The organism is Dermabacter sp. HFH0086 (assembly GCF_000413375.1).
Taxonomy (GTDB): domain Bacteria; phylum Actinomycetota; class Actinomycetes; order Actinomycetales; family Dermabacteraceae; genus Dermabacter; species Dermabacter hominis.
In genome coordinates this window covers 371896-386872 of record NZ_KE340308.1, presented here as the reverse complement: position 1 = coordinate 386872, position 14977 = coordinate 371896, and the positions used below count along the sequence as shown (strand labels likewise).

Below are 14977 nucleotides of genomic sequence, written 5' to 3'. Positions count from 1 at the left end.
ATCAGGCATTGCAGCCGGTCACTTTATAGAGGGATGCGTTGCCGTTCTGAAGAACGAGCTCGAGTTTTTTGGCCTTCTCCAGATGCTGCAGGCCAGGATAGGCGGCGTAGGTGAAGTCAATCTCGGGACCGGAGAAGTACATGACATGAGTGTAACCGCCCGCTTTGAGGGCCTCGCACACGATTGGATCGGTATCGATTTCGTTCAGGTGTTTGACGAGGTACACGTCAGCGCGGGACTCATACGCCAATAAGTGACGCGTGGAAATGTTGACGCCGGAGAACGCGTACGAAAGGGCTTCACCGCGCCATGGATTCGCAAAGATTTTATCGTTCGGCCCCACGACTCCCGGGAGTTGAGTCATAAAAACCAGCTCTTGTCGGTTGACCGAGTTGGTTCTTGCTCCGAGGGTGTAGGTTTTTTCGACTCGATCAATGAACGAGTCCATCATCGGGTTCGCCTGCGAGGTGGTGACGAGAACGGCAGCAACGACCGCCGCGAGGCCGGTGCGTCGTAAGGGAGTGCGAGCGATGACCCGCGAAGTTCTCGCGATCCACTTGCATGCGTATCCCACGCCAATAGCGGCAGCGGGAATGAGGAAGAGCCCCATCTGCGCATACAGGCGAGGAACATCCGAATACCACACTCCAACGAGGGCGCGGCGGCCGGGACCCATAGGCCACGAAGCGGCGACAACCCAGAGGAAGGCCGAAACTGCCCAAAGCATAAGGGGGAGGTAGAACCGAGTCCGGAGCGCGCCAACAATCGCGAGCACTGTCAAGATTAAGGCGATGTGTTGGGGGATTCCGTTGACAGTGTTATGGATAAGGGTTGAACCTACCGCACCGACGGTATCAGTGATGGGGCCCCAGGTTTCGGCGGCCTCACCGGGCGGGCGAATTTTGATCCATGCAATCACGGTGATCGCCCCCAATAGTAGGGCGGTCCCGGAAAGCAATAGGGTTGGCCGCAAGGGACGACGGTTCACGGCAAAACGCACGCCTAAGTAGACGGCTATGAGTGTTGACCCCACGAGCATCATGAGTGCTGCTGTCGGGTGGGCGAACGCAGCCCCGGCAGAACCCAGCGCACCGATGCCAAAGACCTGGATTTTTGACATATTGAGACGCTTCGCCTGCCCTACAAGAGCCAGAAAGGGAACGTAGAGAGAGGGGAGCAGGCAGTAGCCCAGAAGATTCGGGTAGAGAACACCATGCTCCACGAACGTCAGAGGAAATGCCGGAAGAGCGGCGAGCACGACTCCGGTTGGCAAGAGCGTGTAACGCAGCAAGTTTCCAGGGGTGAGAACGTATACGAGGGCCATCATCGAAACTGGCCAAATGACGCACACGGTGGCGATGATCGTGGCATTGGTCAGGAGCGAGACGTGGTGGACGCCGGTGGTGAGGCCGATGAGTGAGGCAATGCCATGCCAGGCCGCAGGATAAAAGTGCGATGCCCAGCTTGCAGATGTCATCGCCTGCGCGTCGAGGCTCGAAGCATTGTGATGCTCCAGAATCCACCGCACTTCATTGAGGTGGAAGACCGCATCGAACGCCTGCGAAAAAGCGTAGGGAGTGCCGAGGATGTTCCTCACGTGGCGGAGCATGAGCGCGAACGATCCCACGATTGTGATGAGCGCGAGGATAGGTGGAGACAGCAGGCGGGTGCGCCAAGAGGCTCGAACCTTACGTCGGCTCGTCACGGGAATTCCCCGTTTCTTCTGCAGGAGAAGACGGAGGCCAAAGCCGCTTAGAGCGCACACGACGGTAAGGAGACCAACGGGGAGGGGGCCCCAGCCTATGCCGGCGAACGGCGCAAGAATTGCGGCGGCAACAATGAGTCCTACGGATGAAAGCGGGCTCAGCAAAAAGGCGGTGATACGGCGGCATCCGAGCGCGATGTTCACGAGAAAACCTGGCATGGTCACCCACAGGCACGCGACGATCGCGGGGAGCAGGAGTGGTTGCCAGGTCATGAGCCGCCTCGGATAGTGAATGTTAACGAACTGCGGGGCAAAGCCCACGCACGAGCGTACATGCTACAGGCAGCATTAATCCGTCAGCTCGAGGGTGACGTGTGTTGCTTGGGCAGAATCTATGGCCTGCTACCGTCGGCCCCTGATCCTCCCGTGTTTGATCCGAGCCGGATTCCGAGTTGCTCGAATCTGGCCGATACCTCCTTCGCGATCCCGCTTGTGAAGACGCGAGTGAGGTGGTTGTCGTCCATGTACACGTAGGCGTTGCCTTGAATGGGGGCGCAGTGCCCGTCCGGGCAGATCAGGTCGCTGATATCCATGCGGAAAACCCTGGCCCCGCCCGCGCCGCTCATGTTGTCGAGCACCTCGCTCGGGTCGGTCGATGCGAGCTTGGTGCTGAGGTCGGCGCCGCATGCTTGATCGGCGAGCTCCGGGGTGCCGCCTGCGTCAATAACGGCTTCGGCGCACGTGTAGAGGCTCGTGGGCCAGCGCGGCGCATCGCGGACGGCGAGAACGTTGACGCCTTTGTCGAGGACAGCCTGGATGCCTTCGCGAGTGCCCGGTGGGACGGTTTCCTCCGTCCCGGTCGGGGTCGCCGCGGTCGATGTCATGAGTACGAGATCGGGGTGGTGTGTATCGATGGCTTTCATGACCTGGTCGAAGTACCCCTTGCAGTATTCGCCGTCACCCAGCATGGAGTCTTCGCGGAATGGGCACGCGTTCTTGGTGAAGTTGATGATCTGCCAGTTCTTGGCCTTCGCTTCGTCGAGGATTGTGGGGATGAACTGGCGTGAGTGAGACGAGCCGACGACGAGTACGGTTGCGCTGGCTTTGGAGCCGAGCGGCCGGAGGGTTTCACACGGAATGTCCTTCGTGGCGACGAGCACTCCCGAGGGGTCATCGCACAGGTGTGGAAGGTTCGGCCACTGGCCGTCCAGCTCGAAGCCCTTCGGGCTAAGGGTATTCGGGTTGAAGGTCGCCGTGAGGGCGTTCGAGTTCTCGGTTGCACCGGCGGTGATGGGGGCCGACGTTTGCTGGCTCGCGAGGTAGCCACGGAGCCCGAGAGCGCCGCCAAGAACGAGCGCGAGGCACGTACCGATCACCGTGAGGGAGCGCCACCAGGGGGCGGTCTTCCACGCGGGCTTGCGGAAGCGTGAATCGACGATCGTCGAGAGGACCCACGCGAGGGCCATGCTCCCGAGGATGACGATGAGGCCGTCGAGGGCGCCTGCGCGCTTTTGCCCGGAGTGGGCGAGCCACAGGATGAGGATCGGCCAATGGACGAGGTAGAGGCTGTAGGAACTCGACGCGAGTGCCCGCGGCAGCTTCATCGTGAGAACGCGGTCGAATCCCCACGAGGTTCCGGAATAGCCGGCGATGATGATGAGGCCCGCGCCTGTGAGCGGCCACAGGGCGATCCAGCCGGGGAAGAGCCCCTGGACGTTGAGCACGATCCCAAGCGACACGAGCAGGGCGAAGCCGGCCCAACCGGCGAGTGCGCGCAGCGTGCGGTGGCGGGGTGCCTCGGGCGATCCGGGGCGGGCGGACCCGAGCAGACGATCGAGGGTGGGAAGGGCGAGCGCGAGCAGTGTTCCGCACGCGACCTCCCACGCGCGCGCGGGCGTGGAGAAGTAGGCTGCCGACTGGTGCGTTGCCGTGTAGTAGATAGAAAAGACGAATGACGCGGCCGCGATCACGGAGAAGAATCCGAAGGCTACGCGGCGCGGATGCGCGCTCTTTCTCGCGGCAAATTTAGCGGCGATGAACAGGAGCGGCCACGTGAGAAACACCTGCCCTTGGAGCGAGAGTGACCAGAAGTGCTGCAGCGGCGAGGCAGTCGAGGCATCAAGCGCGTAGTAGTCAACGCTCGTGATCGACAACCAAATATTTTGGACGTAGGTCGCGGACGCAATCGCGTGCGAGATCACGGTTTGCCACGAGGATTCGGGCAGGATCAGGAAGCTGCCGAGGAGCGTACCGAGGATTGCGATGGTTGCGGGCGGCATGAGCCTCGTGAAGGTCCGCAGCCAGTACCGCACCGGCCCGAAGGGCTTGCGTGCATCGAGACGCCGCGCAAACGAGGAACCGAGGAGAAACGCGGAGATGAAAAGAAAGACGTCGACCCCACCAGAGACGCGCCCGAGCCACACGTGGTAGATCACGATCATGAGCACGCTGACGGCGCGAAGGCCCTCGATTTCGGGGCGGAAGTGCGAGGGCTTGGACGCGTTCGCGGGAGTGGTCTGGGGGCGAGTGTCAGGGGCGGGGGAGTCCGACGCCTGCTCGGCAACCTGGGGTTCCTGGTACCACACGAACGGCTCGCCGGTGTCTTCGGCGGCGCCCCACGCGGCGATGTCTTCGCTTTCGCGCTCTTCGGCCTCCTGCACCCACGAGAAGTCGTCGAGGGGCTCGAGCGCGGATTCTTGCGCGTCTTGAACGAAATCCTCAAGCGAGAAGCTGGGGGCGTCTTCGCCCGGTGAATGGGCACGGTGCCCGCGTGCGTTCGCCATGTGCCCTTCCAGAGGAGTAATTGTGGAACGGTACAGCACTTTACCGGGTGCGGGCGGCGGTGCCACCTCTCGCCGTGTCGACTGCGGGCGCGGGGTCGTGGGAAAATAGCGGAATGAGCACGAGCGAAAAGGAGGGCGCGGGGTTTGATATTGCCGCGCGTCACGGAGAGAAGGCCCGCGCGGGCGTGATCCACACGCCGCATGGCGACATTCACACCCCTGCGTTTATCCCGGTCGGCACGAAGGCGACCGTTAAGTCAGTTCTTCCTGAGTCAATGGCACAGCTGGGCGCGCAGGCGATCCTCGCGAATGCCTACCACCTGTATCTCCAGCCGGGCCACGACCTCATTGATGAGGCAGGTGGGTTCGGCGCATTCATGAACTGGGATGGCCCCACGTACACCGACTCGGGCGGCTTCCAGGTCATGAGCCTCGGTGCCGGTTTTCAAAAGGTGCTCTCCGAATCCTTCGCGGGCAGTGACCGCGCGAGCACGCCCGACGGCACGGACCACGCAACCAAGATCGGCAAGGAGCGCCTCGCCCACGTGGACGACGATGGCGTGAATTTCCGCAGCTTCATCGATGGCTCCGAACACCGGTTCACCCCCGAGTTCTCGATGCAGATCCAGCATTCACTCGGCGCGGACATCATGTTTGCATTTGATGAGCTCACGACCCTCATGAACTCTCGCGGCTATCAGGAGAAGGCGCTTGAGCGCACGAGGCTCTGGGCTGAGCGGTGCATCGCCGAGCACAAGCGGCTTACCGAAGAGCGCGAGGGCAAGCCCTACCAGATGCTGTGGGGCGTCATTCAGGGCGCGCAGTACGAGGATCTTCGACGCAAAGCCGCGCGCGACCTCGGCGCAATGACCGTCGATGAATGGCAGTTCGACGGTTTCGGCATCGGTGGTGCACTCGAGAAAGAGAACCTCTCCACGATCGTCGGCTGGGTCACCGATGAACTCCCCGAGGAGAAGCCCCGCCACCTCCTTGGCCTTTCGGAGATGGACGACCTCTTCGCGGGCATTGCCGCGGGCGCCGACACGTTCGACTGCGTCTCTCCCTCGCGCGTCGCGCGCAACAGCGCCGTGTACACCGCTCGAGGGCGGGTGAACCTCACGGGCGCGAAGTACCGCACTCAATTCGCGCCGATCGACGACAACTGCGATTGCTATACGTGCACCCACTACACGGCCGCCTACATTCACCACCTGTTCAAGGCGAAGGAGATGCTGTCCTCGACCCTGTGCACGATCCACAACGAGCGCTTTGTTGTGCGTCTCGTTGAGGAGATTCGCGCAGCTATTCTCAGCGGCGATTTTGAGGCGCTTCGCGAGGAGCGCACGGGCGCCTACTACGGCGAGTACCGCTAGGCCGTACCCGGCTTCGATAGTGTTGAGGCGTGAGTGTGAGCGATCTTCAAACCTTCGGCGGGCATAGCGCGAACGAGCGCGCCGAGGCTTACGAGCGGCTTCGCCGCATGTCCACGTGGCGGCTCCTATCCGCCACGAAAGCGCCCGCGACCCTCGCGATTTTGCAGACGGTTTTCCCCGCGGGCGACCGTCGGCTCGACCGCTCCGAGCTCGTGGCCCGCGTGGCGAGCCACCTCGACCTCCTGCGCGGCGACGAGGATCTTCAGCGCGGCGCTTCGGAGTACGTCGACTCGTGGGTGCGCGAAGGCTATCTCACGCGACGCGACGACCCCACGACGGTCGAAACGACCTTCGAATTGTCGGTGTCCACCGTGGAAGCGATCAGCTTCATTTCGAGCCTCGAGGAGCATCGACCTACGACGACGGAATCCCGCCTCACGCTCGTCATGCAGCAGTTTGAGCGGCTTGCCGAGGACACCGAGGGCGATCGAGATGTGCGCCTTCGCGGCCTGCAGCTTCGCCGCGCGCAGATCGAAAGAGAGATCCAGGCGCTGAGCGAAGGCGAACTCATGCTCCCGCCGGCCGAGCATTCCGCGGAGCGCCTTCGCGATATCCTCCAGGTCGCCGACGAACTGAGCGGAGACTTCCTTCAGTACCGCGAGGACCTTCGCGCCGTTGACCTGCATCTTCGTGAGCAGATCCTTTCGCCCGAAGGCTCGCGCGGCGAAATCCTCGAGCAGCTCCTCGCGGGCGATGACCTCCTCGGTCAATCCAAGGTGGGCAAGACCTTCACGGCGTTCTTCAGGATGCTCAACGACCCCAAACAAAACGAGCGAGCCCAGGACCTCGTGGATCGCCTCCTTTCGCGCGACTTTACGCGCACTCTTACGCGCCGCGAACGCGACCGCCTCGCGAACGTCTTCAGCGACCTGTACGAGCCCGCGCAAGAGGTCCTCGACGTCAAGACCGAGCTGTATCGCTCACTTGCGCGTTTTGTGCGCAGCCAGGACTTCCGCCAGCACCGCGTCCTTCTCGACCTTCTTCAAGAGGCACAGGGCATCGCACTCGCACAAAAAGACAGTGTGAGCCACCGCAAGACCGAAGAGGTCGATCTGGGGCTTTCGCGCGCGCAGATGAGCTCTGTCGCTCAGCACCTTCTTAAGGATCCGAGCGATCCCGGCGTGCCGCCAGAGGCCGAGGTCCACGATGCCTCGCGTCTCAGCGTCGAGGTTCTGGATGAGCTTGTCCGCACGAACGACATTGACCTCGTGGGGCTCACATCGTCCGTGAACGAGGTCGTTCACGCGAAAGGTCAGGCGAGCATCGGGCAGGTCGTTCGCGAACAGGGAGCACCTCAGGGGCTTGCGAGCGTCATCGGCCTCATGTTTCTCGCAACGGCACACGCGAACGCTCGCGAGGGGGACACGGAGATCGTGCGCTGGCGCGAAGATTCCCTTGAGGCAGGTGGCACGGACTACGCAGCGCGCGTGCCCGCGTTCTTCTTCCTCAGCGAGGTACCGGAGCCATAGTGGGCTCGACTGGAGGCGCGGCGCCTCGTTGCCGCGCTCCCGCGACGGCGATACCCGCGAGCGGCATCACGAGGAATCGCACCGAATCGATCACGAATGGCACGAAAATCAACAGCAGGTTGAACCGGGGAAGTTGGTCGCGAAGCGACTCAGGATCCGGTGAAAAAGCGACAACCACCGGGGCGAGGACCAGGGCCCAGATTGCCGCGCTCACGAGTGCGCCTGCGAGAAAAAGGAGCGCCGCGATCGCCCCGAATCGGGCCGCTCCCTTTGAGGGGCAGCGTTTAAGGGCGCGAACGATGGCGGGGGTGGCCGCGAAGACGAGCACATTCGCCGTCAGCGCCGCCACGACGCACACGAGGACCGAGCGGAAAACGGTATACGTGAGGGTGTTCACGCCTCGGAAGGCCGGCATCGTGTTCGGCGGGTCCTCGATGAAGATGGGAAACGCCAAGAGGGCGAGTGCCACGCCGGGCGCGAGAACGAGAAGGGCGGCCGCGATAGACGTCATCAGAACCCACACGCGAGCGGGAGCGCGATGAGTGTCGCCTGTATACGCGTGAACCGGAGCGATCACGGCGCCTCCTCGAGCGCGGAGGGTTTGACGAGGTACACCCGAATGCTCGCGAAGAAGAGATACACGAACCTGGCGATGTCGAGAAGTGGGGGGATTACGAAAACGGCGACCACGAAAGGCAACGCGACGCTTCGCGCAGCCTCGCTTTTTGACGTGACCGCATCGACCACACTCATCACCGCGACGTCGAGAACGACGAGCGCGATGAAGCTGAGGACCACGATAATAGGGCCCAACACGAAGTATATGAGCGAGTGAATGTTCTTTTGGCGAACTTGACGTGTGCACCGCTTGAGAGCGGTGAGGGCAAAGGGGAACGAGAAAAGAGCGAGAAGGTTCGCACCAACTATCCCGATGATGAGGAGAAAGGCGACCGATTTTAAGTATTCCACGAGATAATCGAACTGCTGCGCGTAGATGGCCACACTTCCGGCGCTCTTGGGTAAGGGCGAGGCGGGATCGTCGAGCGAAAAGCTGACAAGAACAATCGGCAGCAGGGGGATTATCGCCAGTGCGAGACCGCTGAACAGTATCCATAGCGCAGTGGGGCGTCGGTGTGAGGGGGGTGCAGGCACCGTCACGCTACCTCCCTGGGATCATTGAAGGTGACGTACACAACCTTACGGCACGCGCGCGGGGTGGGGGAGGCAGACGGTTACCGCGCTAAAGCAGAGCCGGTGGGGTCAGAGCGTGGATCAGCGGAGTAAACGATGACCCCCGCAAACGACAGGACGGCGAATCGCACAAGATCGATGGCGAGCGGGACAGCGAATGTTCCAAAGACGAGCAAAGCTCTGAGCCCTTCCCACTCGGCCCTCACCGCGCCTGTGGCGGGATTGCTGGAGACCTCGGTCGGGAGGGTCAAGGAGAGGGCGACCATGGCGGCTGCGCTCAGAACGGCGAGGAGCGGCCCGAGGACGAAGACGATAATCGCCGTGAGAGCAAAACCGATGCGCCCCGCACCCTCGCACCGCGTCAGTGCCACGATCGCAAACGGGACCGCAGTAAGCCCGGCGAAGTTCCCTGCGCCGAAGAACACACCGAACACGAAGAGAAACGCGGCGGCGCGCGAGAGGAGTTCGTCGAGCCCCGCCAGTGGACTGCTGTCCCCAGGAGACGAGGGGGCGACAGGCACGAGCCACATCGCGCCAGGGGCGAGGAGCGGCCCCAAAACGACACAGACGAGCGCGATCGTCGCAAGAATGACCCAGATCCTCGCGGGGCTGCGATGGTTGTCGGCTATAAGCGAGGGCAGGGACACGGCGGCTCCTTCGAGTGAGGTGAGCGGACGTAGTCAACCTATGAACTCAAACGCAGGCCAGATAGAGGCGGGTGAAAATTGTGGATAACTCTTGTGCGGCCGGTAGGCTTGAGGGCGTGGAAAACGAGAAGGGTCCGCGCATGCGTGAACACGAGGAAACCGCCACCGACGGTCGCACTGCTCCGGCGGCAACGCCGAGCACTGACCGCGACGAATGGGCGCTCGCAAGCGACGACGAAGACCTCACCTACGCCGGCTCCACAGGGGGAGCGCTCGTCGAGGACTCCCGCCGCGTTCTCGTTGCCCTGCTTCAAGGGCCCTACCTGGACGGTCGACGCGACCCCCAGCGCTACGGCCAGCTCCTTCGCGATCGCGCCTACATCGAGCAGCGCCTCGCCGACATGTTCCTGGAACTTGTTCTCGACGACGACGCGCAGGTCGCATTCGTGCGCCAGAGCGAGGACGACCCCGATGCCCCGAAGCTTCTGCGTCGACTCACGGGCCTCAACCGACTCGACTCCGTCCTCCTCCTCGTGCTGCGTCAGCACCTCCTTACGCAGTCCTCGCGCGGCCAGCGCGCCGTTGTGAGCGAGGCGGAACTCATCGCCAACATCGCCCCGTATCGGCGCACGACCTCGACCGATGAAGCCGGCTTCACGAAGGACATCCGGGCCTCAATCGCAAAAATTCAGCGCGCGGGCCTCCTCGAGGAACAGGGTGACTCGTTCGAGGTTTCCCCCGTTCTCAAACTTATGATCAACCCCGATACGGCGCGCACCTTTATCGACCTCTACGAGCGCGCGGGCGACGACATCACGGGCGCAGCCAATGCGCTCGACAACCCCGGAGCCACGAACGAAGGGCAGGCGAAGTGAGCAACGCGACCGGCGAAGTGCCCCTCAGCGACGTGCACAACACCCTCGACGGCTTGGGCGAAGCAGGCGTCGGAACCGCCCCCGAAAACCCCCGCCGCGAGCCGAGCGACCCCGAGCACCCGCACCCGGGCCAATGGCGCCTCAACCACGTGCAGCTGAGCAACTGGGGAACCTTCCACGGCACCCACGACCTCGAGATTAGTTCGAAGGGCTACTTCCTCACGGGTGGTCCCGGCACCGGCAAGTCCACGTTGCTCGACGCGATCAGCGCGCTCTTGACACCACCTCGTGCGCTCCACTTCAACGCCGCGGCCTCCGACGCCGGGCCGCGCAGCACGAAGTACCGCCGCACCGTCGCGAGCTACGTACGCGGTGCGTGGGCGATGCACTACGACCCCGCAACCGGTGAATTCAGCCAGGAAGTTCTGCGGGAGAACTCGACACTCAGCGTCGTGAGCCTTCGCTTCGGCAATGGACTAGGTGAAACCCTCCAGCTCACACGCATGTTCTTGCTTCAATCCGGGCACAGCGCGGATTCGGACGTCAAGAGTCTTTACGTCATCTCCTCGAAACCCTACGACGTGAGCGAACTGCGCCCGTTCGTGGGCACGAGCATCGAGGGGCGCGAACTCGAAAAAACCCTCGAGGGCACCGAAACCTTCCGTCAGTTCCGCGAGTACCGCGCGCGCTTCAGCCAGATCCTTGGGATCCCCGACGAAAAAGCGCTCGGCTTGCTTCACAAAATCCAATCCGCGAAGGAGCTCGGCGACGTCAACGCGCTCCTTCGCGACTACATGCTCGACGAACCCCGCACGTTCGACCTCGCCGATCAGGCACTCGCAAACTTCCAGAACCTCTCCGAGGTGTACGACGCGCTCGTGACCGCGCGCGAACAACGCGACGTTCTCACGGGCCTCAAAAATGCCGACCAGGTATGGCGGGAGGCTCGCTCTCGCGGAAGTGAACTCGTCGACCGCCGAAACGACATCGATGTGTTCGCTGCCAGCCACCTTGTGCGGCTCCTCGCCGACGAAAAAGACCGGCTGACGCGCGACCAGGACCGCCTCCGTGCGCACCGCAACCGCCTCTCGCAGGACATTTCCGACGCCCGCGGCGACCTTGCTCAACTCAAAGAGCAGCGCAAGAGTGCCGGTGGCGGTGAGATCGATGACTGGAAAAAGCAGATCGCGGGCCTCGAGGTTGAGCGCGACCGCCGCCGCGAACGCGCGACCGAATTCTCGGGACAGCTCGCGCTCGCGGGCCTGCACACTCCCTCGAACGAAGAAACCTTCACGCAAACCCAGCGCGAGGTGGCGAAGCTGCGCGCCGCACTCGAGGAGGACGAAAAGAACGAAGCGCAAACCCAGTGGGAAGCCGAGGCCAAGGTCCGCGAGCACGCGCACGCTCTCGAAACGACCCGCCAGGAACTCGCCTCTCTCACGACGCGCGCCTCGAACCTCCACTCCGATGACGTCGCGCTTCGCGATCTCCTCGCTGAGCGTACGGGCGTCGCGCCAACCGACCTTCCGTTCGCCGCCGAGCTGCTGCAAGTGCGTGCGGGAGAGGAAGAATGGACGGCCGCCGCCGAGCAGGCGCTGCGCGGCCTCGCCCGCTCGATCCTCGTGCCCGAACGGGCCTACCGCGCTTTCGCGCGCGAGATCGACGGTATGAAACTGCGCCGGCGCGTGTCCTATAACCGCATCAACACGAACGTCAAAACCGCCCCCAAGAAACTCGATGCGCGCGCGCTCGGGGCGAAGATTGAGATCCGCGAAGGCGAGTTCCACGAGTGGCTCTCGAACGAAGTTGCCTCGCGCATGGACTACCTGTGTGCCGAAAACCTCGAGGAGTTCACCAAGCATCCTCGAGCGGTATTGCGCTCCGGCCAGATCAAGCACTCCGCGACACGTCACGAGAAGAACGCCGAGCGGCAGATCAACGACCGCTCCAACTGGGTGCTCGGCTTCGATAACCGCGCGAAGCGCGCCGTATTCGAAGCGGAGCGTACACGCGCTGAACAGGCTCTGTTCGAGGCGCAGGCCCGGCGCCGCGATCTCGAAAAGGAAGCCCAGACCCGCCGCGAAAAGCTCTTCGCGCTTCAGGCAATCCAGGCCGTGACGTGGGACGACGTGGATGCCGCGAGTGTCGCTCGCCGCATTGCCAACCTCGAGGACATGGTGCGTGCAGCCGAGGACGGCTCCAGTGCCCTTACAGAAATTGCGCGGCAGATCGATCAGGTCGAAATGTCGATCAGCGAAGGCGATGAGGAGCTTCTCGAGATCGTGGGCCAGCTTGGTCGCGTCAACGAGCAGCTCGATCAGATCAGCGAACGCCACCTCCAGGCCGAAGCCCAGCTCGAAGAGCGCACGCTCTCACCGGAAACGACGGCCGACCTCGAGGAGCGCTTTCGCGCAATCGCACCCACACTGCTCATCTCCAACATCGACCAGGTGACGCGCGATGCCTCCGCGACGCTCGACGCGGAACTGATGGCGCTCACGAAGAAAACCGCACGCGCTGAAGAAGATATGCGCACGGCCATGCGCGAATTCACGCGGCGCTGGCCCGCGGGCGGTGCCGATGTCGACACCTCGCTCGAAGCCGCCCCCGAGTACCTCGCGATCCTTCGCGGGATCGAAGAGGAAAAGCTTCCCGAAGTCGAGGACCGCTTCTTCGAATTCTTCACCTCGAACACCCTCGGTGACGTGCAGGCTCTCGCGACAGCGATCGCGCGCGAGCCCGCCCAAATCCGCAAGCGCCTCGCGAAAATCAACGAGCTGCTCGCGCAGGTTGAGTTCCATGAAGGGCGCTATCTCCAGCTGTCGATGCGACCCGTGCACCTCGCTGCGCTCGACGAGTTCAAGCGCGCGCTCAACGAGGCAACGAGCTCAAGCCTCGAAAACGACCTCACGCTCGACCGAGACAAAGCGGAAGAACGCTTCCTCGCGCTCCAAAACCTCATGGACATCATCACGAAGGCCCGCACGCGCGAAGACCTCGCCTCCCGTGCGATCCTCGACGTCCGCCGCCACGTCCACTTCCACGCCGAAGAGGTCAACGAGGCCGGCGAAGTTGTGCACGCGCACGAATCGGGCGGCCCCCTCTCGGGTGGCCAGAACGAGCGCCTGACGACGTTCTGCCTCGCTGCGGCTTTGCGCTACCAGCTCGCCGGGACCGGCGTGGATGTGCCCAGGTATGCGCCCATCATTATCGACGAGGCGTTCAGCAAGGGTGCGGGCAAGTTCATTACCGCCGCGATGGAATCCTTCCGTCACTTCGGTTTCCAGGTGGTCCTCGCGAATCCTGGAAAGAATCCGCAGGCGCTCGCGCCGTTCATCGGTGGCGTAGGCGTCGTCTCGATCCGCGAGGATCGCTATTCCTCCGTGAGCCCGATCGATTTCATTCCGGCTGCGTAGCGCTTGCGGTGAGCTCCTCGAGGGCACCGAGGGGGATCGCGAGCCACTCCGGTCGGTTTTGCGATTCGTACACGGCCTCGTAGGCGGCCTTGTCGAGCTCGAACACACGCAAGAGAACGCGCAGATCCTCCGGGTCGCCCTCGCCCCCGCGCGCGGAACGCTCGGCGAGATACGCCTCGAGGAAGGCCTCCCGCGCCTCGCGTGCCCACGCGCGTGCATCGATGCCCTCATTCAGTTCAACGTAGGCCGCTGCGTAGTCGATGCTGCGCAGGATCCCCGCGACGTCCCGGCAGGGAGAATCGACCTTCACGCGCTCCGCCATGGGTCGCAGCGGCTCGCCCTCGAAGTCGAGAAACACCCAGCCCTCGCTCGGTGAATTGAGAACTTGCCCGAGATGGAGATCGCCGTGGATTCGTTGGAACGGCGGCCACGAGATCCTCAAGGCCCGCGTGTAGAGAGCGTTTGCGGCGTCGGCGAACTCCTCGAGTGCCGGGAGCGTCTCGGCGTGGTGTGCGAAACGACGCTTCATCGACTCGAGGGTGAGCGCGAGCGTATTGGTGCTCACGCGATCGGTGGGCAGGGCGCGCGCGAGATCCGTGTGGATCTGTGCGAGGGCGGTGCCGAGGCCCGACGCCTGCTCGGAAAAATCGATGCCCTGGGCGGCAGCGATGAGGGCCTCGCGCCAGGCATCTTGCACATTCGGCAGGAACCGGTTGAGCAAGGCGACGTCGGAGCTGCCCAGAGCGTCGGCACCGCGCACGTACCCGAAGAATTGCGGGATCTGCGTATTGCCCTCGGATTGGAGCGCCTCTTGAAGTTCGGCGTCGGGGTTCGTGCCTTCATCGAGGTGGCGGAACAGCTTGAGGATGTACTCGCGGCCGCTTTCGGTATGAATGATGAGGGACGTGTTCGACTGCTCGCCCACGAGCCTCTCGGTTGCCGTGATCGCCTTGAGGTCATCCTGTACGCGCTGCGCGGTTTCAGCGATCAGCATCGGTTCGAGCGAGAGTCCCTCGCCTGAAGCCCCCTCGAAAAGGGCGCGCGCGAGAAGCGCGCGAGCACGATCAATCCCGGTGGCGTCATACACGTTGTGCTGCCCCACGGGAGTGTCGACCTGCGTGATGAGACTGTCGAGCTCACCATCGTCGACCCGACCGTCCTTGTTCCAGGCCACGGGCAAAGCGAAGCGCACGCCATCACCTGCCCCGAGCGCGACAAACGACACCACGAGGTGATCGTCCTCCGCAAGGCGAGTCCAGCCGGCAATCTGAAGCTCGGGAGCGGTGCCGTGCACACCGCCGTACCAGCGCTGTCCCATGATGAAACGCGAGGCATCCTCGAGGAACTTTTCGCGGCGAAAGTGATCGGAAAACACGATGCTGAGCATGGGACTCCCTACGCTGGGATACTTGGGCCCTCTTAGACTAACGCCGCTGGTAGTGTGGCGGGTGAATTCGA

The 14977-nt window shown here is 63.2% G+C and carries 10 protein-coding genes; 4 read left to right on the top strand and 6 right to left on the bottom strand.

Translation table 11 applies throughout. The features are described from left to right. Position 1: 1 nt before the first annotated feature. Together HMPREF1484_RS01840 and HMPREF1484_RS01835 are read right to left on the bottom strand one after the other, a co-directional pair. Positions 2 to 1978 carry a DUF6541 family protein gene (locus HMPREF1484_RS01840; RefSeq protein WP_016663316.1) on the bottom strand — a complete coding sequence of 659 codons (1977 nt, stop codon included), beginning with the start codon at positions 1976 to 1978 and terminating at the stop codon, positions 2 to 4. 119 nt (positions 1979 to 2097) lie between these two features. Continuing rightward, the gene (locus HMPREF1484_RS01835; protein WP_016663315.1) at positions 2098 to 4488 is read right to left on the bottom strand and encodes an acyltransferase family protein; all 2391 of its coding nucleotides are present in this window, start codon (positions 4486 to 4488) and stop codon (positions 2098 to 2100) included. A gap of 113 nt (positions 4489 to 4601) precedes the next feature. On the opposite strand from HMPREF1484_RS01835, the gene tgt reads away from it, so the two are divergent. Continuing rightward, the gene (gene tgt / locus HMPREF1484_RS01830; protein ID WP_141740562.1) at positions 4602 to 5861 is read left to right on the top strand and encodes a tRNA guanosine(34) transglycosylase Tgt; all 1260 of its coding nucleotides are present in this window, start codon (positions 4602 to 4604) and stop codon (positions 5859 to 5861) included. A 35-nt stretch (positions 5862 to 5896) separates the two neighbouring features. Continuing rightward, the gene (locus HMPREF1484_RS01825; RefSeq protein ID WP_016663313.1) at positions 5897 to 7390 is read left to right on the top strand and encodes a DUF3375 domain-containing protein; all 1494 of its coding nucleotides are present in this window, start codon (positions 5897 to 5899) and stop codon (positions 7388 to 7390) included. On the opposite strand, the gene HMPREF1484_RS01820 is transcribed toward HMPREF1484_RS01825, so the two are convergent. The 3 genes from HMPREF1484_RS01820 to HMPREF1484_RS01810 all read right to left on the bottom strand — a co-directional run bounded on the left by HMPREF1484_RS01820 (position 7368) and on the right by HMPREF1484_RS01810 (position 9228). After that, positions 7368 to 7967 (bottom strand): hypothetical protein, encoded by a 600-nt coding sequence (locus HMPREF1484_RS01820; protein WP_016663312.1) that lies wholly within the window; start codon positions 7965 to 7967, stop codon positions 7368 to 7370. The genes HMPREF1484_RS01825 and HMPREF1484_RS01820 overlap by 23 nt on opposite strands. Further along, a complete protein-coding gene (locus HMPREF1484_RS01815) occupies positions 7964 to 8542 on the bottom strand; it encodes a hypothetical protein (RefSeq protein WP_141740561.1) in 579 nt (192 codons plus the stop codon). Before HMPREF1484_RS01815 ends, HMPREF1484_RS01820 begins: the two co-directional genes overlap by 4 nt. Positions 8543 to 8622: 80 nt before the next feature. Further along, on the bottom strand, positions 8623 to 9228 hold the full coding sequence (locus tag HMPREF1484_RS01810) for a hypothetical protein (protein WP_016663310.1): 606 nt from the start codon (positions 9226 to 9228) through the stop codon (positions 8623 to 8625). A 116-nt stretch (positions 9229 to 9344) separates the two neighbouring features. Here HMPREF1484_RS01810 and HMPREF1484_RS01805 point away from each other — a divergent pair, with 116 nt between their 5' ends. Next, positions 9345 to 10103, top strand: a complete 759-nt coding sequence (locus HMPREF1484_RS01805) for a DUF4194 domain-containing protein (RefSeq protein ID WP_232049678.1) — start codon at positions 9345 to 9347, stop codon at positions 10101 to 10103. Next, positions 10100 to 13519 carry an ATP-binding protein gene (locus HMPREF1484_RS01800; RefSeq protein WP_016663308.1) on the top strand — a complete coding sequence of 1140 codons (3420 nt, stop codon included), beginning with the start codon at positions 10100 to 10102 and terminating at the stop codon, positions 13517 to 13519. The genes HMPREF1484_RS01805 and HMPREF1484_RS01800 overlap by 4 nt, the downstream gene beginning before the upstream one ends. On the opposite strand, the gene HMPREF1484_RS01795 is transcribed toward HMPREF1484_RS01800, so the two are convergent. Further along, positions 13503 to 14906, bottom strand: coding sequence for a phosphotransferase (locus HMPREF1484_RS01795; protein ID WP_016663307.1), 1404 nt, complete (start codon positions 14904 to 14906; stop codon positions 13503 to 13505). The two genes, HMPREF1484_RS01800 and HMPREF1484_RS01795, sit on opposite strands and share 17 nt — an antisense overlap. Positions 14907 to 14977: the final 71 nt, after the last annotated feature.

Excerpts from the sequence above, each read along its gene's own strand:
- HMPREF1484_RS01840 (WP_016663316.1), bottom strand. The coding sequence starts at position 1,978 with ATGACCTGGCAACCACTCCTGCTCCCCGCGATCGTCGCGTGCCTGTGG.
- HMPREF1484_RS01835 (WP_016663315.1), bottom strand. The coding sequence starts at position 4,488 with ATGGCGAACGCACGCGGGCACCGTGCCCATTCACCGGGCGAAGACGCC.
- tgt (WP_141740562.1), top strand. The coding sequence starts at position 4,602 with ATGAGCACGAGCGAAAAGGAGGGCGCGGGGTTTGATATTGCCGCGCGT.
- HMPREF1484_RS01795 (WP_016663307.1), bottom strand. The coding sequence starts at position 14,906 with ATGCTCAGCATCGTGTTTTCCGATCACTTTCGCCGCGAAAAGTTCCTC.